Source organism: Streptomyces sp. NPDC107471 (genome assembly GCF_055582845.1).
The window spans coordinates 176,308-194,685 of the sequence record NZ_JBVJPC010000007.1 but is presented as its reverse complement, the minus strand read 5'-3'; the positions used below and the strand labels follow the sequence as shown (position 1 = coordinate 194,685).

At 72.9% G+C, this 18,378-nt stretch carries 16 protein-coding genes and 5 tRNA genes; 14 read left to right on the top strand and 7 right to left on the bottom strand.

Annotated elements, in window-relative coordinates; all coding sequences use genetic code 11:
• The first annotated feature begins 6 nt into the window (after window positions 1–6).
• From ACZ66S_RS24400 to ACZ66S_RS24370, 7 genes are all read left to right on the top strand, one after another.
• A complete protein-coding gene (locus ACZ66S_RS24400) occupies window positions 7–837 on the top strand; it encodes a MetQ/NlpA family ABC transporter substrate-binding protein (protein WP_469903633.1) in 831 nt (276 codons plus the stop codon).
• Between the two features lie 157 nt (window positions 838–994).
• On the top strand, window positions 995–1,633 hold the full coding sequence (locus ACZ66S_RS24395; protein ID WP_469903632.1) for a GNAT family N-acetyltransferase: 639 nt from the start codon (window positions 995–997) through the stop codon (window positions 1,631–1,633).
• 118 nt (window positions 1,634–1,751) lie between these two features.
• Window positions 1,752–2,963, top strand: a complete 1,212-nt coding sequence (gene cbiE / locus ACZ66S_RS24390) for a precorrin-6y C5,15-methyltransferase (decarboxylating) subunit CbiE (protein WP_469903631.1) — start codon at window positions 1,752–1,754, stop codon at window positions 2,961–2,963.
• 377 nt (window positions 2,964–3,340) lie between these two features.
• On the top strand, window positions 3,341–7,309 hold the full coding sequence (gene cobT, locus ACZ66S_RS24385; protein WP_469903630.1) for a nicotinate-nucleotide--dimethylbenzimidazole phosphoribosyltransferase: 3,969 nt from the start codon (window positions 3,341–3,343) through the stop codon (window positions 7,307–7,309).
• Window positions 7,310–7,554: 245 nt separating this feature from the next.
• The gene (gene cobA, locus ACZ66S_RS24380) at window positions 7,555–8,781 is read left to right on the top strand and encodes a uroporphyrinogen-III C-methyltransferase (protein ID WP_469903629.1); all 1,227 of its coding nucleotides are present in this window, start codon (window positions 7,555–7,557) and stop codon (window positions 8,779–8,781) included.
• A 69-nt stretch (window positions 8,782–8,850) separates the two neighbouring features.
• Complete coding sequence (locus tag ACZ66S_RS24375; RefSeq protein WP_469903628.1) at window positions 8,851–9,669, top strand: TrmH family RNA methyltransferase; 819 nt, start codon at window positions 8,851–8,853, stop codon at window positions 9,667–9,669.
• 95 nt (window positions 9,670–9,764) lie between these two features.
• Window positions 9,765–10,067, top strand: a complete 303-nt coding sequence (locus ACZ66S_RS24370; protein ID WP_469903627.1) for a hypothetical protein — start codon at window positions 9,765–9,767, stop codon at window positions 10,065–10,067.
• A 27-nt stretch (window positions 10,068–10,094) separates the two neighbouring features.
• On the opposite strand, the gene ACZ66S_RS24365 is transcribed toward ACZ66S_RS24370, so the two are convergent.
• Window positions 10,095–11,462 carry a serine/threonine-protein kinase gene (locus tag ACZ66S_RS24365; RefSeq protein WP_469903894.1) on the bottom strand — a complete coding sequence of 456 codons (1,368 nt, stop codon included), beginning with the start codon at window positions 11,460–11,462 and terminating at the stop codon, window positions 10,095–10,097.
• A gap of 196 nt (window positions 11,463–11,658) precedes the next feature.
• Between ACZ66S_RS24365 and ACZ66S_RS24360 the strand changes: the two genes are divergently transcribed.
• The 4 genes from ACZ66S_RS24360 to ACZ66S_RS24345 all read left to right on the top strand — a co-directional run bounded on the left by ACZ66S_RS24360 (window position 11,659) and on the right by ACZ66S_RS24345 (window position 14,347).
• The gene (locus ACZ66S_RS24360; RefSeq protein WP_383459162.1) at window positions 11,659–11,934 is read left to right on the top strand and encodes a hypothetical protein; all 276 of its coding nucleotides are present in this window, start codon (window positions 11,659–11,661) and stop codon (window positions 11,932–11,934) included.
• A gap of 196 nt (window positions 11,935–12,130) precedes the next feature.
• Window positions 12,131–12,313 (top strand): hypothetical protein, encoded by a 183-nt coding sequence (locus ACZ66S_RS24355; RefSeq protein WP_356020120.1) that lies wholly within the window; start codon window positions 12,131–12,133, stop codon window positions 12,311–12,313.
• Between the two features lie 694 nt (window positions 12,314–13,007).
• A complete protein-coding gene (locus ACZ66S_RS24350; RefSeq protein WP_469903626.1) occupies window positions 13,008–13,955 on the top strand; it encodes an aminoglycoside phosphotransferase family protein in 948 nt (315 codons plus the stop codon).
• 80 nt (window positions 13,956–14,035) lie between these two features.
• A complete protein-coding gene (locus tag ACZ66S_RS24345) occupies window positions 14,036–14,347 on the top strand; it encodes a TFIIB-type zinc ribbon-containing protein (protein WP_031054045.1) in 312 nt (103 codons plus the stop codon).
• A gap of 49 nt (window positions 14,348–14,396) precedes the next feature.
• On the opposite strand, the gene ACZ66S_RS24340 is transcribed toward ACZ66S_RS24345, so the two are convergent.
• The 5 genes from ACZ66S_RS24340 to ACZ66S_RS24320 form a co-directional block, all read right to left on the bottom strand.
• A tRNA-Val gene (locus tag ACZ66S_RS24340) sits at window positions 14,397–14,468 on the bottom strand.
• A gap of 31 nt (window positions 14,469–14,499) precedes the next feature.
• Window positions 14,500–14,571: transfer RNA gene (locus ACZ66S_RS24335), tRNA-Val, on the bottom strand.
• A 30-nt stretch (window positions 14,572–14,601) separates the two neighbouring features.
• Window positions 14,602–14,673, bottom strand: a tRNA-Val gene (locus ACZ66S_RS24330).
• Window position 14,674: 1 nt separating this feature from the next.
• Window positions 14,675–14,748 (bottom strand) — tRNA-Cys (locus ACZ66S_RS24325).
• A gap of 39 nt (window positions 14,749–14,787) precedes the next feature.
• A tRNA-Gly gene (locus ACZ66S_RS24320) sits at window positions 14,788–14,860 on the bottom strand.
• Window positions 14,861–15,038: 178 nt separating this feature from the next.
• Here ACZ66S_RS24320 and ACZ66S_RS24315 point away from each other — a divergent pair.
• From ACZ66S_RS24315 to ACZ66S_RS24305, 3 genes are read left to right on the top strand one after another with little or no spacing between them, the layout of a single operon-like run.
• Window positions 15,039–16,082, top strand: coding sequence for a chorismate-binding protein (locus ACZ66S_RS24315; RefSeq protein ID WP_469903625.1), 1,044 nt, complete (start codon window positions 15,039–15,041; stop codon window positions 16,080–16,082).
• Window positions 16,079–16,900, top strand: coding sequence for an aminotransferase class IV (locus ACZ66S_RS24310; protein WP_469903624.1), 822 nt, complete (start codon window positions 16,079–16,081; stop codon window positions 16,898–16,900). The genes ACZ66S_RS24315 and ACZ66S_RS24310 overlap by 4 nt, the downstream gene beginning before the upstream one ends.
• 51 nt (window positions 16,901–16,951) lie before the next feature.
• Window positions 16,952–17,779: a GNAT family N-acetyltransferase gene (locus ACZ66S_RS24305; protein ID WP_469903623.1), complete on the top strand. Its 828-nt coding sequence runs from the start codon at window positions 16,952–16,954 to the stop codon at window positions 17,777–17,779.
• A gap of 7 nt (window positions 17,780–17,786) precedes the next feature.
• Here ACZ66S_RS24305 and ACZ66S_RS24300 read toward each other — a convergent pair whose 3' ends face one another.
• Window positions 17,787–18,308: a DsbA family protein gene (locus ACZ66S_RS24300; RefSeq protein ID WP_469903622.1), complete on the bottom strand. Its 522-nt coding sequence runs from the start codon at window positions 18,306–18,308 to the stop codon at window positions 17,787–17,789.
• Between the last annotated feature and the right edge of the window lie 70 nt (window positions 18,309–18,378).

The window sequence follows — 18,378 nt, the reverse complement described above, 5'->3', positions numbered from 1 at the left end:
CTTTTCGTGCGTAACACCGCAAAGCTCAGCACCGCCGTCCTCGCCGCCGGAGCGCTCGCCCTCGGGCTCAGCGCCTGCGGTTCGTCCGGCTCCGACTCCGCCTCCGACACCAGCGGACCGCTGGTCGTCGCCGCGAGCCCCACCCCGCACGCCGAGATCCTGAACTACGTCAAGGAGAACCTGGCGAAGAAGGCGGGCCTCGACCTGGAGGTCAAGGAGTTCACGGACTACGTGACCCCGAACACGGCCACCGAGGACGGCTCGGTCGACGCCAACTACTTCCAGAACCAGCCCTACCTCGACGACTTCAACAAGAAGAACGGCACCCACATCGTGCCCGTCGTCACGGTCCACCTGGAGCCGCTCGGCCTCTACAGCCACAAGGTCAAGAGCGCCGACGCCCTCAAGAGCGGCGCGACCGTCGCCGTCCCGAACGACAGCGTCAACGAGGCCCGCGCCCTCAAGCTCCTCGACGCCAACGGGATCATCACGCTGAAGGACGGCGTGGGCAACGAGGCGACCCCCTCGGACATCGCCAAGAACCCGAAGAACCTGAAGTTCAAGGAGCTGGAGGCGGCCCAGACCCCGCGCTCCCTGGACGACGTCGACGCGGCCGTCATCAACGGCAACTACGCCATCGAGGCCGACCTCAAGCCCGCCTCGGACGCCCTCGTCCTGGAGTCCGCCGACAACAACCCCTACGGCAACTTCCTCGCGGTCAAGGACGGCAACGAGGACGACCCGCGGGTGAAGAAGCTCGCCAAGCTGCTCACCTCCGCCGAGGTCAAGAAGTTCATCCAGGACAAGTACGCCGGCTCCGTCATCGCCTCCTTCTGAACGGCCTGACGCCACCGGCGCGTATACGACGTATCGCCACGCACGGGGTCCACTCGTTCACCATGTGTGGACCCCGTGATGCGGTTCGGCGCTTTCATGCTGCATGCTGGGCAGTTCAGCAGGCCTCGCAGGTCTTCCGACGGTTACGGAGTGGCGCATGACTGGCACCTTCCCCAACATCTCCATCAGCACGGAGCGGTTGGTGCTGCGCCCCCTCGACGAGGACGACGTGCCCGCCCTGGCCGAGATGATGAACGACGAGCAGGTCGGCGCCTGGACCGACGTCCCCCAGCCCTACAGCGAGGAACAGGCCCACGGCTGGATCACGCGGTACGCGCCGGCCGAACGGGAAGCGGGCCGCGGGATCCACTTCGCCGTCACGGAGTTCCTCACCCAGCGCCTGGTCGGCGTCATCCAGCTCGCCAAGACCAACTGGCACGTCCGCTCGACCGAGTTGTCGTACATCATCGCCCCCTGGGCCCGCGGCGAGGGCTACGCCTCGGAGGCCGCGCTCGCCACCGCCCAGTGGCTGTTCACCGACCAGAAGTTCGAGCGCATCGAGCTGCGCACGGCGGCCGACAACACCGCCTCCCAGCAGGTCGCCCAGAAGATCGGCTGCATCAGCGAGGGCGTGCTGCGCGGCGCCTGCATAGCGCACGTCCGCGCCGACGACGGCACCTGGAGCGACGTCCGCACCGACTTCATCGTGTGGAGCCTGCTGCCCGAGGACCTCGACGGAGCGGGCGACCAGCTCGCCGACTCGGACGGCTTCACGACGTACTCCGACTGGAACTGACCGGATTCGCACCCAGGCCGGCGAAAGCGCTTCCGAGGCGCAACGGGTACCCTCACGGAGCCGCCCGCGGGCTGCCCACCGACGACGGCCCGCGCACACCCCTGGAGACTGAGAGACGATGGCCGACCGGGTCACGGTGATCGGCTGGGACGGCTCGCCGCTGACCGCCGCGGCACGCTCCGCCCTCGGCGCCGCCACGCTGGTCGCGGGCGCCGCCCACCACCTGGCACTCCCCGAGGTGCCCCCCACCGCCGAACGCATCCGCCTCGGCAGCGTCGCCCTCGCCGCCCGCCGCATCACCGGCCACCGCGGCACCGCGGTCGTGCTCGCCGACGGCGACCCCGGGTTCTTCGGCGTCGTACGGACCCTGCGCGCGCCCGAGTTCGGCCTGGAGGTCGAGGTCGTCCCCGGGGTGTCCTCGGTCGCCGCCGCCTTCGCGCGGGCCGGCATGCCCTGGGACGACGCCCAGGTGGTCGTCGCACACCGACGCACCCTGCGACGCGCCGTGAACGTGTGCCGGGCCCACCCCAAGGTCGCCGTCCTCACCTCACCCGGCGCCGGACCCGCCGAACTCGGCCTGCTGATGGAGGGCGTGCACCGCACCTTCGTCATCTGTGAGGAACTGGGCACCGACCACGAACAGGTCACCGTCGTCACCTCCGACAAGGCCGCCGACCACACGTGGCGCGACCCCAACATCGTCATCGTCATCGGCGGCACCGCGGCCGTCACGGAGGACGGCGGCTGGATCGCCGGCCGCGACCCGGCCGCCGCCCCGCGCGGCTGGACCCTGCCCGCCGAGTCCTACGGCGGCCTCATGGGCGAAGGCGAACTGGAGCCGCTCCGTGCGGCCCAACTCGCCCGGCTGGGACCGCGCGTCGGCGACCTCGTGTGGGACATCGGCTGCGGCAGCGGCGCCTTCGCGACCGAGGCCGCCCGGGCCGGGGCCGCCGTCATCGCCGTCGACCGCGACCTGAGGGCCTGCGAGCGCACCGAGGCCAACGCCCGCGCCTTCGGACTCCAGGTCCAGATCGTCCCCGGCACCGCCCCGCACGTCCTGGAGAACCTTCCCGAACCCGACGTCGTCCGCGTCGGCGGCGGGGGAGTGGCCGTGGTCTCCGCGGTCGCCGACCGGCGTCCGCAGCGCATCGTCGCCCACGCGGCCACCCGCGACGAGGCCGAACTCGTCGGCCGGGACCTCACCGAGCACGGCTACCGCGTCGAGTGCGCCCTCCTCCAGTCCGTCGAACTCGACACCAGGGCCTGGACGGAGACGGAACGGAGCGTCGCGTTCCTGCTCAGCGCGGTGCTGCCGGACCGTACCGGCTGACCTCGCCGGCGGTGGTCCACCGTCCCCGGTGATCCTGTTGTCGTACTGCGCGCGGTAGGCTGGCCGACCGTTGTACCGCGCCCCGTGGACCGGCATTCGTTCGTCAATGTCCGGAAAGCGCGCCCGTTTTGGGATGGGTGTGGTACGGCAGAACCGGAGGACGCGCAACGTGGCGCAGTCCACAGCGGGCTGTCGCGGATCAACCTGTCGCGACGGGGGAACGGCCGGGACAATGCCAGTTAATGGCTTTGTCGTCTTTCTCGGCGGGCCGTTCGTGCCGCTGGGCACGCACGCTCGTTCTTCACCACGGGGGCGGTCGGTGCGCCGTCCCCGGTGAGCTGGTCGTAGAAGCACTAACCGATGGGCGAGGGGTACGCATGACCGACACCGGCCAGGTCCCGGGCGAGGGACTGCCGGAGAACGCAGGCATGGTGGAACAGCCGGGCGTCCCCGCGCCGGGTGCGTACACCTACCTCTCCGAGACCACCGCCGAGGACGAAGACCTGTTGCTGCTGCCGGGTGCCCAGAGCCCCTGGGGCAACGAGGTCGCCCCGCCCGCCCCGGAGCCGGTCGTCGAGACCGTCCACGAGCCGGGCCCGCATGAGATGTCCGGCCGGGACAGCGGAGCGCACGACATGAGCGCGGTCCGCACGCCCCAGCAGCAGGCCCCCTCGGTGCCGATCCCGCCCATCACGCCCCGCCGGCCGCTGCACCTCGGCCCGCCGATCCCCGACGCCTCCGCGAGCCCGGTCCGCTCCCTCGCCGACCGCGGTCCCGCGGGCGCACCGGTTCGGCAGCCGGCCGCGGCCGCGCCGGGCCCCGAGTACTACGACACCTCGCAGCCGCAGGGCGCCGCCCCGTGGGGCGCCCCGGCGCAGGCCGCCGTCCAGACGCAGGTGAGCACGGTGGCCCCGGCTGCCGAAACGGTTGTTCCGGAACCGGCTCCGGCCTCGGAACCGATGGGTGCGGCGCAGGTCGCGGTGGACGCGGTCGCGGAGACCCCGGTGCCGGAGGCCGTGGCCGTGCCGGAGCCGTCGCAGGTGCCGGCCGGTGAACCGGCCCACGCCGGGGAGGGCGCGCCCGCCGCTGTCGTGGGCGGGGACGGCGGCGCGGAGCAGGTGCTCGGTGACGGTTCACTGCCCGAGGCGGTTCAGGCTGCCCCGGCTGCCGGGGCGGACGTGCTCGCGGAGCAGGTCCTGCCCGACGTGCCCGTTTCCGACGTGGCTCAGGTGCCGGGCCAGGCGCCCGCGGTCGAGGCCGCTGAGGTCGCTCCGGTCGTGGAGGACACCGAGGTGCCCGCGTCGGTGCCCGCGCCGGTCGCCGAGGCGGTTGTGTCCGACGCCGTTGCGTCCGAGAGCATTGTGTCCGAGAGCGTTGTGTCCGAGGCCGTCGTTTCCGGGCCCGAGGTCGCCGCGGTCGAGCCGGACGCGGCGGAAGCGGAGGCACCGGAGGCCGTGGCCGCCGTTGCTCCGCAGGCCGTTGCTGTGCCCGAAGAGGTCGTACCGGCGGAGGCCGCGGCTGTCGCTCCGGAGACGGGTGCGGTCCAGGACGCGGAAGCCGTCGCGGTGCGGGAAGCCGACCCGTCCGCCGAGGCAGCCGTTGCTCCGGGCCCGGCCCCCGTTCAGGAAGCCGTGGTCGCCGCCGATCCGGCCCCCGCTCCGGAAGTCATGGCCGCTCCGGACGCCCCCCAGGAAGTCCTCGCCGCCCAGGAGCCCCTCGTGGCCCAGGAACCCGTACCCGCCCCGGAGCCCGCAGCTCCGGAAGCCGCATCTCCCGCCGCGGAACCCGTCGCCCCGACCACCCCGGACGCCGTGACGCTCCAGGCCCCCGCTGAGGCCCCGGCACAGGCCGCGCAGGTTCCGCAGCCCGTGGACGCCGTCGCCGCAGCCGCCGAGGACCTCCCCGCGCCCGCACAGGACGACTCCGTCGCCGAGGTCTCCGAGCCGCTCCCCGCCGAGCAGCCGGCACCCGTGGCCGAGGGGCCCCAGGAGCCCGCCCCCGCCGCCCTGTCCGCCGAGGACCCGCAGGCCGTCCCCGCCCCGGTACCGGCGCCGGGCCTCGTCCAGCCCGCCCCGGAGCCCGTCGCGGCGGACGTCGCCGACACCCGCGTACCGCCGATGGACCCGGCCGTTCCGGCGGTCGGCGCCCAGCAGCCGGAGCCCGTGGCGCAGGAGGGGGCCGCCGCCGTCCCGGGCCAGGCACCGCAGGGTCCGCAGACGCCCGCGCCTCAGCCGCTCGCGGCGGAACTGCCCGAAGCGCGGCCCCAGTTCGCGACTCAGGGGCCCGCCGAGGCCCCGGTCGTGCTGCCCGCCGGTGTCCCCCTGGAACCGCAACCCGGCCAGGCCCTGGGCGAGTTCGTGCCGGTCGACGGTTCCGTGCCGACCACACCGCACCTCGCGCCGACCCCGCCCCACCCCCTCTCGCTCCCCGCGGACGACACACAGCAGGCCGTCGTTCCGGCCCCGCGCGAGGCGGGCGGCGACCTCCAAGCCGCCCAGCAGGCGGACGACCTGGACACCCGGGCCGCCGATCAAGAAGACCAGGAAGCCCAGGCGGCCCAGCAAGCCCAGGAAGTGAGCACGGCTCCCGTGGCAGAAGCCCAGCAGTCCATGGGCCCCGCCGCGCCCGCCTACGACGACGCCGAGCGCGAGGCCGTCCTCAAGGTCATGCGGGAGCGCCGCGACATCCGCAACGGCTTCCGCAGCGACCCGATCCCGCACGAGGTGCTGCTCCGCGTCCTGGAGGCCGCCCACACGGCCCCGTCCGTCGGACACTCGCAGCCCTGGGACTTCGTCGTCATCCGCTCCGCCGAGACGCGCGCCGCGATGCAGGACCTGGCCCAGCGCCAGCGCGAGGCCTACGCCAAGTCGCTGCCCAAGGGCCGGGCGAAGCAGTTCAAGGAACTGAAGATCGAGGCCATCCTCGAGACCCCGGTGAACATCGTCGTCACCGCCGACCCCACCCGCGGCGGCCGGCACACCCTCGGCCGGCACACCCAGCCGCAGATGGCCCCCTACTCCGCCGCGCTCGCCGTCGAGAACCTCTGGCTCGCCGCCCGCGCCGAGGGCCTCGGTGTCGGCTGGGTCAGCTTCTTCGACGAGCGCGAGATGGTCCGCGCCCTCGGCCTGCCCGACCACCTGGAGGTCATCGCCTACCTGTGTGTCGGGTACGTCGACGAGTTCCCGGACGAGCCCGAGCTGATGCAGGCCGGCTGGTCCAAGCGCCGCCCGCTGTCGTGGGTCGTGCACGAGGAGACGTACGGCCGACGCGCCCTGCCCGGCGAGGAGCCGCACGACCTGCTCGCCGAGACCGTCTCGCAGATCCGCCCGCTGGACGCCAAGGCGCTCGGCGAGGCCTGGGAGCGGCAGAAGCGGATGACCAAGCCCGCCGGCGCGCTCGGCATGCTGGAGATCATCTCCGCCCAGCTCTGCGGGCTGTCCCGGCAGTGCCCGCCGCCGATCCCGGAACCCGCGGCCGTCGCGATCTTCGCCGGTGACCACGGCGTGCACGCCCAGGGCGTCACCCCCTGGCCGCAGGAGGTGACGGCCCAGATGGTCGCCAACTTCCTCGGCGGCGGCGCGGTCTGCAACGCCTTCGCCGGCCAGGTGGGCGCCGAGGTGTGCGTCGTGGACGTCGGCGTGGCCTCCGAACTCCCGGCCACGCCCGGCCTGTTGCCCCGCAAGATCCGGGCCGGCACCTCCGACATGACCACCGGTCCCGCGATGACCCGTGAGGAGGCCAAGCAGGCCATCGAGGTCGGCATCGAGACCGCGCGCGACCTGGTCGCGGCCGGCAACAAGGCACTCCTCACGGGCGAGATGGGCATCGCGAACACCACCGCGTCCGCCGCCCTGATCTCGGTCTTCACGGGCACCGACCCCGCCGAGGTCACCGGCCGCGGCACCGGCATCAACGACGAGACCCTGGCCCGCAAGACCGAGGTCGTCCGCCGCGCGATCGAACTCCACCAGCCGGACCCCGCCGACCCGATCGGCGTTCTGGCGGCGATCGGCGGCTTCGAACACGCGGCGATGGTCGGCCTGCTCCTGGGCGGAGCCTCGCTGCGCACGCCGGTCATCCTCGACGGGGTCAGCGCGGGCGCCGCCGCCCTGGTGGCCCGCGCGATCGCCCCGGAGGTCCTCGCGGCCTGCATCGCGGGCCACCGCAGCGCCGAGCCGGGCCATGTGGCCGCGCTCAACAAGCTCGGCCTGCGCCCCCTGGTCGACCTCGACCTCCGCCTCGGCGAGGGCACGGGCGCCCTGCTGGCCCTGCCCCTGGTCCAGAGCACGGCGAGGGCGATGCACGAGGTGGCGACGTTCGACTCCGCGGGGGTCACCGAGAAGTAGGCGTGCGAGAGGGGGACGCGGGGACGGTGTCCGCGCGTTCCCCTCGCGTGGGTCCACGGACGGTGTCCACGCGTCCCCCTCGCGTAGGTAGGTCCACGGACGGTGTCCACGCGCTCCTTCCCGGCCCGCGGACCCGCACCCGGCCGCGAAGCCCAGCCACCGGACACCTGAGCCGCCTCATCCCGCCACCCCGTAAAATCCGCACGTCAGGGCCACTGCACAGCCGTAAAGAGGAGTCGCCCCTCATGGCCGAGAACCCCGCCTACCCCGTAGGCCTCCGCCTCACCGACCGCAAGGTCGTCGTCCTCGGCGGCGGCCAGGTGGCCCAGCGCCGCCTCCCGGCCCTGATCGCGGCAGGCGCGCACGTCCTCCTCGTGTCCCCGGCGGCGACCCCCTCCGTGGAGGCGATGGCGGACGCGGGCGAGATCACCTGGGAAAGGCGGCCGTACCGGGAAGGCGACCTGGAAGACGCCTGGTACGCCCTGATCGCCACCAGCGACACCGAGGCGAACACCCGCGCCTCCGCCGAGGCGGAGCGGCACCGCGTCTGGTGCGTCCGCTCCGACGACGCCGACGCCGCCACCGCCTGGACCCCGGCGACGGGCCACAGCGAGGGCGTCACGGTCGCCGTGCTCACCACGAACGCCAGGGGCCGCGACCCCCGCCACACGGCGGCCATCAGGGACGCGGTCGTCGAGGGCCTGCGCGACGGCACCCTCGTCGCGCCGCACCACCGCACCCGCACCCCCGGCGTCGCCCTCGTCGGCGGCGGCCCCGGCGACCCCGACCTGATCACGGTCCGCGGCCGTCGCCTGCTCGCCGAGGCGGACGTCGTCATCGCCGACCGCCTCGGGCCCCGCGACCTCCTCGCCGAACTCCCGCCGCACGTCGAGGTCATCGACGCGGCGAAGATCCCGTACGGCCGTTTCATGGCCCAGGAGGCCATCAACAACGCCCTGATCGAGCATGCCAAGCAGGGCAAGTCGGTCGTACGGCTCAAGGGCGGCGACCCCTATGTCTTCGGCCGCGGGATGGAGGAGCTGCATGCCCTCGCCGAGGCCGGCATCCCCTGCACGGTCGTGCCGGGCATCTCCAGCTCGATCTCGGTCCCGGGCGCGGCCGGCATCCCGGTCACCCACAGGGGCGTGGCCCACGAGTTCACCGTGGTCAGCGGTCATGTGGCGCCGGACGACGACCGCTCGCTGGTCGACTGGCCGGCGCTCGCCCGGCTCACCGGCACGCTCGTGATCCTCATGGGCGTCGACAAGATCGGCAGGATCGCCGAGACCCTGGTGGCGCACGGCAAGTCGCCCGACACCCCGGTCGCCCTGGTCCAGGAGGGGACGACGGCCGCCCAGCGCCGGGTCGACGCGACCCTGGCGACGGTCGGTGAGGTGGTCGTCGCCGAGGACGTGAAGCCCCCGGCCGTGATCGTCGTCGGCGAGGTCGTCGGCGTGGGGCCGCGGGCCTGACGTAACCCGGGGTAACCCAACCCGTTCCCAGCCGTTGGCACCGCACCCAGGACAAGGCAGTATCACCCTGTGGCCGATCTCATCACCGTCGAGGATCCCGACGACCCGCGCCTGCACGACTACACGGGCCTGACCGACGTCGAACTGCGCCGCAAACGCGAGCCGGCCGAGGGCCTGTTCATCGCCGAGGGCGAGAAGGTCATCCGCCGGGCCAAGGACGCCGGCTACGAGATGCGCTCCATGCTGCTGTCCGCCAAGTGGGTCGACGTCATGCGCGACGTCATCGACGAACTCCCCGCCCCGGTGTACGCCGTCAGCCCCGAGCTCGCCGAACAGGTCACCGGCTATCACGTGCACCGCGGCGCGCTCGCCTCCATGCAGCGCAAACCGCTGCCCACCGCGGGCGAGTTGCTCCAGACCGCCCGCCGCGTGGTGGTCATGGAGTCCGTCAACGACCACACCAACATCGGCGCCATCTTCCGCTCGGCGGCCGCCCTCGGCATGGACGCGGTCCTGCTCTCCCCGGACTGCGCCGACCCCCTGTACCGCCGCAGCGTCAAGGTCTCGATGGGCGCGGTCTTCTCCGTCCCCTACGCCCGTCTCGACACCTGGCCCAAGGGCCTGGACTCGGTCCGCGAGGCCGGCTTCACCCTCCTCGCCCTCACCCCGGACGCCAAGGCCAAGACCCTCGACGAGGCCGCCCCGCACAGGATGGACCGGGTCGCGCTGATGCTCGGCGCCGAGGGCGACGGCCTGACCACCCAGGCCCTGGTCGCCGCCGACGAATGGGTCCGCATCCCGATGGCCCACGGCGTCGACTCCCTCAACGTGGGCGCGGCGGCCGCGGTCGCCTTCTACGCGGTGGCGACGGGGCGTCCGCAGTCCTGAACACGCCCCCGTCGGGCCGACTGGCGGGCGCCTGAGGCGCGGAGCAGGCTGGAGACAGGGGGACGTTCCCGACCATGCCCCTCAGGGAGACGGCCGTGACCACTTCTGATTACGACACCAGGTTGGACGCCGCGTTCCTCGCCGAGATCACCGAGGTGTTCAGGAAGCACCCCGAGGCCGCCCAGAACTACACACTCGCGAGCCGTGAGATCGAGCGCAGGCTGGACGTCGACTACACCCGCAAGTACGGATTCTCCTGGATCGAGGACGGCCGGGTCCTGACCGAGTACCGGGACCGGGACAAGGAACCCGCGGTGATCCGGGCCCGCCTCTGCCTCAAGCAGGAACTGCGTGGACAGGAACTCGTCTGCGTGCACTGGATCGAAGCCCCGGAGTGACCGACGGCTGAGCGCCCTCGGCCGGCCTCAATCGTGGCCCGGTGCCTCCTGCACCTGCTGCCGTACGACATCCCGGTGCACGCCCAGCCCCCTCGACGGGCCCTGGCAGCCCTGGGCCGCGGCGATGCCGAGTGCCACGAGCAGGGTCACCACGACGAACACGAACAGCCGCTGGCGCAGGAGGCGGGGGTTCGCGGGACGCAGCCCCGTCTTGGTGTTCCTGGCGGGCGGGCGGCCGGTACCGCTGCGCGGCGCGGGCCGGCTGCCACTGCCGGAGCGGGTCGTGTTCCGCGAGGCGGGAGTGGGCCGGGAGCCGGAGCGGGACGAGGGCACGCCGTTGCCGCGCGGAGTGCTGCCGCCACGTGACGGGACCCCGCCTCGCGCCGGGCCCTGGCCCCGCGCCGGTCCGGAACCGCGGCCCGAGGAAGCCCCCTGGGAACCGGACGTGCCCGACGGTCCCTGCGGCCGGCGCTGGGAGGCCCGCTCCGGGTAGGTGTCGGCGATGCGTCCGGTGGGCCGGTCCGCCTCACCGGCCCGCGGGGCGGGCGGACGCAGATCCGGCAGACCCTGGGTCTCGCGGGCCGCGATCTCCTTGAGCCGCAGCGACAACTGCAGGGTGCTCGGGCGCTCCTCGGGGTCCTTGGCCAGACACGCGCGGATGAGGGGAGCGACCGCGTCGGGCACACCGTGCAGTTGGGCCTCCTCGTGCACCACGCGGTACAGCATCACCTCGGAACTGCCGTGCCCGAAGGGCGAGTCGCCCATCGACGCGTACGCCAGGGTCGCGCCCAGCGAGAACACGTCCGTGGCCGGAGTCACCGCGGCGCCGCGCACCTGCTCCGGCGCGAGGAAGCCGGGGGAGCCGACGGCGGTGCCGACATGGGTGAGGGTGGAGGCCCCGGTCGCCCAGGCGATGCCGAAGTCGATGATCCGGGGGCCCTTGGGGGACAGGAGGATGTTCGACGGCTTGAGATCGCGGTGCACGACCCCCGCCTCGTGCACGGCGACGAGCCCCTCCGACAGGGCGGCCCCGATGGAGGCCACCTCGGCGGCGCCGAGGGACCCCTCGTCGGCGACCTTGTCGTGGAGGGAGGGGCCGGGCACGTACTGAGTGGCGAACCACGGACGGTCCGCGTCCAGGTCGGCCGCGACGAGCCGGGCGGTGCAGCCGCCACGGATCCGCCGGGCCGCGGAGACCTCGCGCGCGAACCGGGACCGGAACTCCTGGTCCTCGGCCAGATCAGGCCGGATGACCTTCAGTGCGACCCGCTGCCCCTTGCGGTCGGAGCCCAGGTAGACGACCCCCATGCCCCCCGCGCCGAGCCGTCTGTGAAGCCTGAACGAGCCGACGACGCGCGGGTCCTCGCGCCTCAGGCGCATCATCGCCATGTTCATCCCCGCTGCCCGGTCCGTGTGACGAGCCACAGCTTACGTTTCCGCGGGCCGCCGCGCGCAGAGGCCGCGCCCTCTCGTCCCGATCGATTGTCAGTGCCGGGTGGGAGAATTGAGGGGTGGTCAGGGAGCCGGAGGGCGGACGGACTTCGGTTCGGATGTGATCCCAACCACCCGTCGCAGAAGGGGGATTGAACCCGTGAAGGGTGATCGCGTGGAGATAGTCGTGGACGCAGGGGACACGACGCGCACCTATGAGGTGGTGGCGAGCAGGGCGGGCCGACGAGTGGAGACGGCGGTCCGTCGAGGTGTGGTGGAAGTGAGCGAAGTCACGCGAAACGGATCGGTGGTGCGGACGGCCCGGTTCATGGCGACCCGGGTGCTGGCGCTGGTGGAGCAGCCGGTGCCGCGCGAGGACAGCTCGGAGAAAGCGGGGCAGAGCGGACGCCCCCTCCGGGAAGACCCGGAGACCTAGGTCCCCGTCTCCACCCATGGGAGTACTCCGCTGGTCATGGCTCATCCTCGGGGAGGCCCGGCAATCGGTACGAGGGCATGACGTGCGGTGGACCCGTGACGCCTAGATTTGAGGTCAAGCGGCGGGTGCAGCACTCGTCCCCCGAGGTCAGACACCCGCCGCTGCCAACGACAACAGAACGGTCAGGAGAGGGACCATGGCTCTTACGGCACCGCGGACACTGTCCCGCACACGCCAGCCCCGCCGTACGGGCCGTCGCCACCCACTGGTGGCGACGCTGATGGCCCTTCCTCTGGCGGTCCTGCTCCTCGTCGTCTTCGACGGCTGGGAGACAGTGACCACACAGGCGTCGTCCGTGGGAGTGATGCTGGGGCGCTGAGCGGCGACCCCAGGCCCGGAAGAGCGGTCCGGGCGGGGACATCAACCCATGAAACCCCGTGGGGACGGGGGTGCGGCGGACGGCAAAATGCCGGCGTAGCTGGGGAGCTACGCCGGCATTGCTTTTACCTCCGGGGGTTTGGCGCGGTTCGGCTCGGTGCGGCTGGGTGGGGGCGGGCGTCTTTTGCGCAGTTCCCCGCGCCCCTGATGCCTGCGGCGCAGCCGCCGGTTCGGTGGGGGCTCGTGCAGCGCCTCGGGTCCGGTGGGTGGGCCGGTGCCGGGGCGGGGGCATCCGTCCTCGGTCCGGCGCCTCGGCCCCTTTCACTGTTGCTCTGCAACGGACGCCGGCCGCTGCGGGCGGACACCCCCCACCCCGTCCCCTCACCGCCGTACGCGGTAAACAGCCCACGGTGGCACACGGCCCTTCGTGACGCAGAGGACTGCAACCCCCTTAGGGGCGCGGGGAACTGCGCGACCAGCCCCCACCGACCCGCACCCGCCCACAACCCTCCGCGGCACTCTCCTGGGCGCCCGGCCCAAGCCCAGCGCAGCGCCCCCGCGGGGAACTGCGCGACCAGCCACAACGCACCCGCACCCGCCACACAACCGAACCCGGCACCCCCCACAGGCACCTCGCCCAAGCCCACCGCAGCAATACTGTCGCCGACAGACCACCCCGTCGCCCAGGGAGCCCCGTGACCACCCACCCCCTCCTCGCCGAGCTCACCCTCAGGGCGAGGGACGAGGCTCACCTCAGGAGGGCGTCGGCCTGTCCCTGCGGCGCGGCCACGCTCGCCGACCGCCCCGACGCCACCGTCGTACGGCACGCGGACACCGTCGCGAAGGCGCACGCCCCCGGCACCACCCCCGCCGACCTGGCCCCCCGCCTCGCCACGGCCGCCCGCCTCCCCGGCATCCTGCTGCCCCCGCTCGGTGAAACCCCCGTGGACCTGCACGGCCGACTCGTCACCTTCTGGCCGTACGGCGAACCCGTGGACCCGGAGAACCCCGACGCCGCCCCCTGGGAACCGGCCGCCACCCTCCTCGCCCGGCTCCACCGCACCCCCGCCCCGCCCGGCCTGCCGGCCATGAGGGGGCCGGTCAAGGCCGCCCTCGCCGTGGCCCGCCTTCTCCAGGCCGCCCGGCGCAGACCGCACCCGGCCGCCGCTCCCGTGCTCCGCGCCTGGGCCACCCTCCCGGCCTGGGCCCGCGCCGAGGCGCCCATGTCCGACACCACGACCCTCTGCCACGGCGACCTGCACCTCGGGCAGCTCGTCCACCACCCCGCCCCCGACGGCCCCTGGCGCCTCATCGACGTGGACGACCTCGGCGTGGGGGAGCCCGCCTGGGACCTCGCCCGCCCCGCCGCCTGGTACGCCTGCGGCCTGCTGTCACCCGAGGACTGGTCCCGCTTCCTCGGTGCCTACCGCGCGGCCGGCGGACCGGCGGTGCCCGCGGACGGCGACCCCTGGCCCGCCCTGGACGTCCCCGCCCGCGCCCTCACCGTGCAGACCGCGGCCCGGGCGGTCGCCAAGGCGGTCGACGCGGAGCGGGCGCTGGACGACGTGGAAGAAGCGGTCGTCGACGCCTGTGACCGAATGGGTTCCACCCCGCCGCAGTTGGCGGACGGTTTCGCGAAGTAGGGTGCAACCGACCAGAGCCGGACAGAGTCTGTCCTGGCGTAACGCTAAGCAGGATCAACCGGCGAGGAGTTGAGCCGACGATGCAGTGTCCGAAGTGCCACGCCCCGATGCACACGTACAACCGCAACGGTGTCCAGATCGAGCAGTGCAGCGGCTGCCGCGGGATCTTTCTCGACTACGGCGAGCTGGAGGCGCTGACCCGCCTGGAGGGCCAGTACGGCGGCGGCCCCGTAGTTCCCCCGCCACCGGCCGCTCCGCAGTACCCCGCCGCGCCCGGCGCACCGGCGTGGGGCGCCCCGCAGCACGGCGGCGGTCACTACGGCGGCCACGGCGGTCATCACGGCGGCCACCACCGCAACCGCGGCTTCGGCCACATGCTGTTCTCGAGCTGACGCGAGGAACGAGGAAGCCCCCGGCCGCAGGGCCGGGGGCTTCGGTGTGTGCGCGATACTGGGATTGAACCAGTGACCTCTTCCGTGTCAGGGAAGCGCTCTCCCGCTGAGCTAATCGCGCGGGAACCACGATCGTGATCGTGTGTGCTGCGTGCGCGATACTGGGATTGAACCAGTGACCTCTTCCGTGTCAGGGAAGCGCTCTCCCGCTGAGCTAATCGCGCGGGTCAGACCTTCGACGAGCGAAGATCCAGTGGACGATACTGGGATTGAACCAGTGACCTCTTCCGTGTCAGGGAAGCGCTCTCCCGCTGAGCTAATCGTCCTTGGAGGTGGAGACGGGATTTGAACCCGTGTAGACGGCTTTGCAGGCCGTTGCCTCGCCTCTCGGCCACTCCACCAGGAGTGCAGGGGCTCGGGAAGATCCCCTGGTTCCATCGAGCGGACGACGAGGCTCGAACTCGCGACCTCAACCTTGGCAAGGTTGCGCTCTACCAACTGAGCTACGTCCGCTTGTCGTTTCGTTCCGCTCTCGCGGCCCGGCGACGAGTTGAACTCTAGCGGATTCCGGTGCCAGTACAAAAACGCGTTTGCGCAGCGTGCTGCGGTGCGCATGTCGACGTCCGTGGTCAGGGCGGCCACAAGGACATGCCCAGGTCACCCGCGGGACACCCGCCATAGACTCGACAGCGTGCCCGACCTCCCTCCTCTCGCCCGCTTCGGCGACCGCGTCGCCACCGGTCTCCTCGACGTCACCAGCGACCCCGCGGCGCTGGACTCCACCGGTTTCTGGGCCGTCGCCGCGGACTTCGAGGGCGGTCTGACCTGCGCCCGCTTCGCCGACGTACGCCATGAGCCGGTGCCCGCGCCGGTGCCGGGGGCCTGGCAGGGTCCGGCCGCCGGTGACTGGACGTCATCGCTTGACCGCGAGGCGTACACGGCGGGCGTACGGCGGATCCGCGCGCACATCGCCGCAGGCGAGGTCTACCAGGCGAATCTCTGCCGGGTCCTGACCGCGCCCCTCGCCCCCGGCGCCGACGTGGACGCGCTGACCGCACTGCTGGCCCGTGGCAATCCGGCGCCGTACGCAGGAACGATTCGGCTGCCGGGGCACGGGGTGGAGATCGCCACCGCGTCCCCCGAGCTGTTCCTGCGCAGGGCGGGGCGGGTCGTGGAGTCCGGGCCGATCAAGGGCACCGGGCGGACCGAGGACGACCTGCTCGCCAAGGACTACGCCGAGAACGTGATGATCGTCGACCTGGTGCGCAACGACCTGGGACGGGTGTGCGCCACGGGCAGCGTCACCGTCCCCGACCTGTGCGCCGTGGAGAAGCACCCCGGTCTCGTCCACCTCGTGTCGACCGTGCGCGGCGAACTGCGCGAGGGCACGGGCTGGGCCGAGCTGTTCGGCGCCGCCTTCCCGCCCGGCTCGGTCACCGGCGCGCCCAAGTCCAGTGCCCTGCGGATCATCGAGGCCCTGGAGACGACGCCCCGCGGGCCGTACTGCGGAGGCGTCGGCTGGGTCGACGCCGACCGGGACACCGGGGAGCTGGCCGTCGGCATCCGCACCTTCTGGATCGACCGCGCCGGGGGAGTGCTGCGCTTCGGCACCGGCGCCGGCATCACCTGGGGTTCGGACCCCGAGGGGGAGTGGCGGGAGACCGAGCTGAAGGCGTCCCGGCTGCTCGCGGTAGCGTCGGGGGCGTACGAGGTGAGTGGAGGGACCCTTACGTGAAGATCTGGCTCGACGGCAGGCTCCAGGACACGGAGACCGCCCGCGTCTCCGTCTTCGACCACGGACTGACCGTGGGCGACGGCATCTTCGAGACGGTGAAGGCGGTGGACGGCCGCCCCTTCGCCCTCACCCGGCACCTGGACCGGCTGACGCTGTCCGCCCGGGGTCTCGGACTGCCCGACCCCGACCACGACGAGGTCCGCCGGGCCTGCGCCGCCGTGCTCGAGGCGAACCCGATGCCGCTCGGGCGGCTGCGCATCACCTACACCGGCGGCCACGGCCCCCTAGGCTCCGACCGGGGCGAGCACGGGCCGACCCTGGTGGTCGCCCTCGGCGAGTCCGCCCCGCGGCCCGACTCCACGGCCGTGATCACCGTCCCGTGGACCCGAAACGAGCGGGGCGCCCTCACCGGGCTCAAGACCACCTCGTACGCCGAGAACGTCGTCGCACTCGCACGCGCGCGTGAGGACGGGGCCTCCGAGGCGCTGTTCGCCAACACGGTCGGGCAGTTGTGCGAGGGCACCGGGTCCAACGTCTTCGTCGTGCTGGACGGGGAGATCCACACCCCGCCGCTCACCTCCGGCTGCCTCGCGGGCATCACGCGCGCGTTGACCGTCGAATGGACCGGGGCCAAGGAGACCGACCTGCCCTTCGACGTCCTGGAGCGGGCCGACGAGATCTTCCTCACCTCGACCCTCCGGGACGTCCAGGCCGTCCACCGCGTCGACGCCCGCGAACTGCCGGGCGCGCCCGGCCCGGTGACCGCCAAGGCCATGCGGATCTTCGAGGAGCGGGCCGGGGACGACCTCGAACCGTAAAGCCGGGGAATATTGAGCTGCTCCGGCACGCGGCAGCGGGTAGAACTCCGGGTGATGACCACCACTCTGCGGCCGACCGAGCCGCTCCAGCGCGGCGCCGACGGGGCGCTGTCCCGCCACTTCACGGTGTGCGTGAACAGCCGTCCCGTCGGGGCGATACACCTCGCGACCCATCCCGCCTTCGGCCCTGCCGTCGCCCAGATCCGGGAGCTGCGGATCGACGAGCCGGACCGCGGGCGCGGCCGGGGCACCGTCGCCGCGCTCGCCGCCGAGGAGGTGGCGCGGGGCTGGGGCTGCGGACAGGTCGAGATCCGGGTCCCCGCCGACGCCGGACCCGCGCTGCGGCTCGCCACCGTGCTCGGGTACGTCCACCGCAACCGCGGCATGGAGAAGCCGCTCGGCGCCGACGCGCCCGAACTGCCCGCGGGCACCCGGGGCCGGCCCATGACGGAGGACGAGTTCTGGCCCTGGGCGGAGCGCGGCATCACCGAGTACGCCGGCGACTGGAGCGAGCGCGGGGTGCCCGAGGCCGAGGCCCGGGCGAGGTCGCTCAAGGACCACGAGAAGCTGGTGCAGCGCGGCCTCAGGACGCCGGAGGCGCTGTTCAGCGTTCTGGAGCACGACGGCGTGCGGGTCGGTGTCCTGTGGGTGGAGTTCGTCGACGCCAAGGCGTTCGTCTACGACGTCGAGACCGAGGCGGCCTTCCGGGGCCGCGGGCACGGCCGCTCCCTGATGCTGCTGGCCGAAGCCCAGGCCATCGCCTCCGGCAGACGGGTCCTGGGCCTCAACGTCTTCGCGGGCAACACCCCGGCCGAGCGGCTGTACGAGTCGCTGGGGTACGCGACGGTGGGTTACTCGATGTACAAGAGCCTGCTCTGAGGCCCGCTCACTCCTGGCCGGCGAGCAGCCGGTCGGCGATCTCCTCGATCCGCCCGCGCAGCCCGTCCTGGGACGTGCCGCCGTCGAGACGCTCACCGCCGATGACGTACGTCGGTGTCCCGCTCACCCCGATCGCCTTGCCCTCGGCCAGGTCGGCGTCCACGATCAGGATGTGCCGGCCGTCGATCAGCGCGGTGTCGAACTCCTCGGCGTCGAGCCCCAGTTCACGGGCCACCTCGACCAGGAGGGGTTCCCCCTCGCGGTCCAGCTCCCCGACGCGCCCCAGCACGGCCTCGACGTACTCCCAGCCCCTGCCCTGCTCCAGCGCCTCCTCGGCCGCCTGCGCGGCGGCGAAGGAGTGCTTGTGCTTCTCCAGCGGGAAGTGCCGCAGCCGCAGCTCCAGACGGTCGCCGTAACGGGCACGCAGGGCCCGGACGTCGTCCAGCGCGTCACGGCAGTCCGGGCACTGCAACTCGCACCAGACGTCGAGGACGGGCACGGCGGGACGGACAGGGGAGGGGTCGCTCATGCCCCCAGTCTCCCAGCCCACGACCACCCGACCCGAATCGGCCCCCGGCGGCCCTTACCGGCACGCTTCT

Coding starts and splice junctions, on each gene's coding strand:
- ACZ66S_RS24395 (WP_469903632.1), top strand. CDS start 995: ATGACTGGCACCTTCCCCAACATCTCCATCAGCACGGAGCGGTTGGTG.
- cbiE (WP_469903631.1), top strand. CDS start 1,752: ATGGCCGACCGGGTCACGGTGATCGGCTGGGACGGCTCGCCGCTGACC.
- cobT (WP_469903630.1), top strand. CDS start 3,341: ATGACCGACACCGGCCAGGTCCCGGGCGAGGGACTGCCGGAGAACGCA.
- cobA (WP_469903629.1), top strand. CDS start 7,555: ATGGCCGAGAACCCCGCCTACCCCGTAGGCCTCCGCCTCACCGACCGC.
- ACZ66S_RS24365 (WP_469903894.1), bottom strand. CDS start 11,462: ATGAACATGGCGATGATGCGCCTGAGGCGCGAGGACCCGCGCGTCGTC.
- ACZ66S_RS24355 (WP_356020120.1), top strand. CDS start 12,131: ATGGCTCTTACGGCACCGCGGACACTGTCCCGCACACGCCAGCCCCGC.
- ACZ66S_RS24345 (WP_031054045.1), top strand. CDS start 14,036: ATGCAGTGTCCGAAGTGCCACGCCCCGATGCACACGTACAACCGCAAC.
- ACZ66S_RS24300 (WP_469903622.1), bottom strand. CDS start 18,308: ATGAGCGACCCCTCCCCTGTCCGTCCCGCCGTGCCCGTCCTCGACGTC.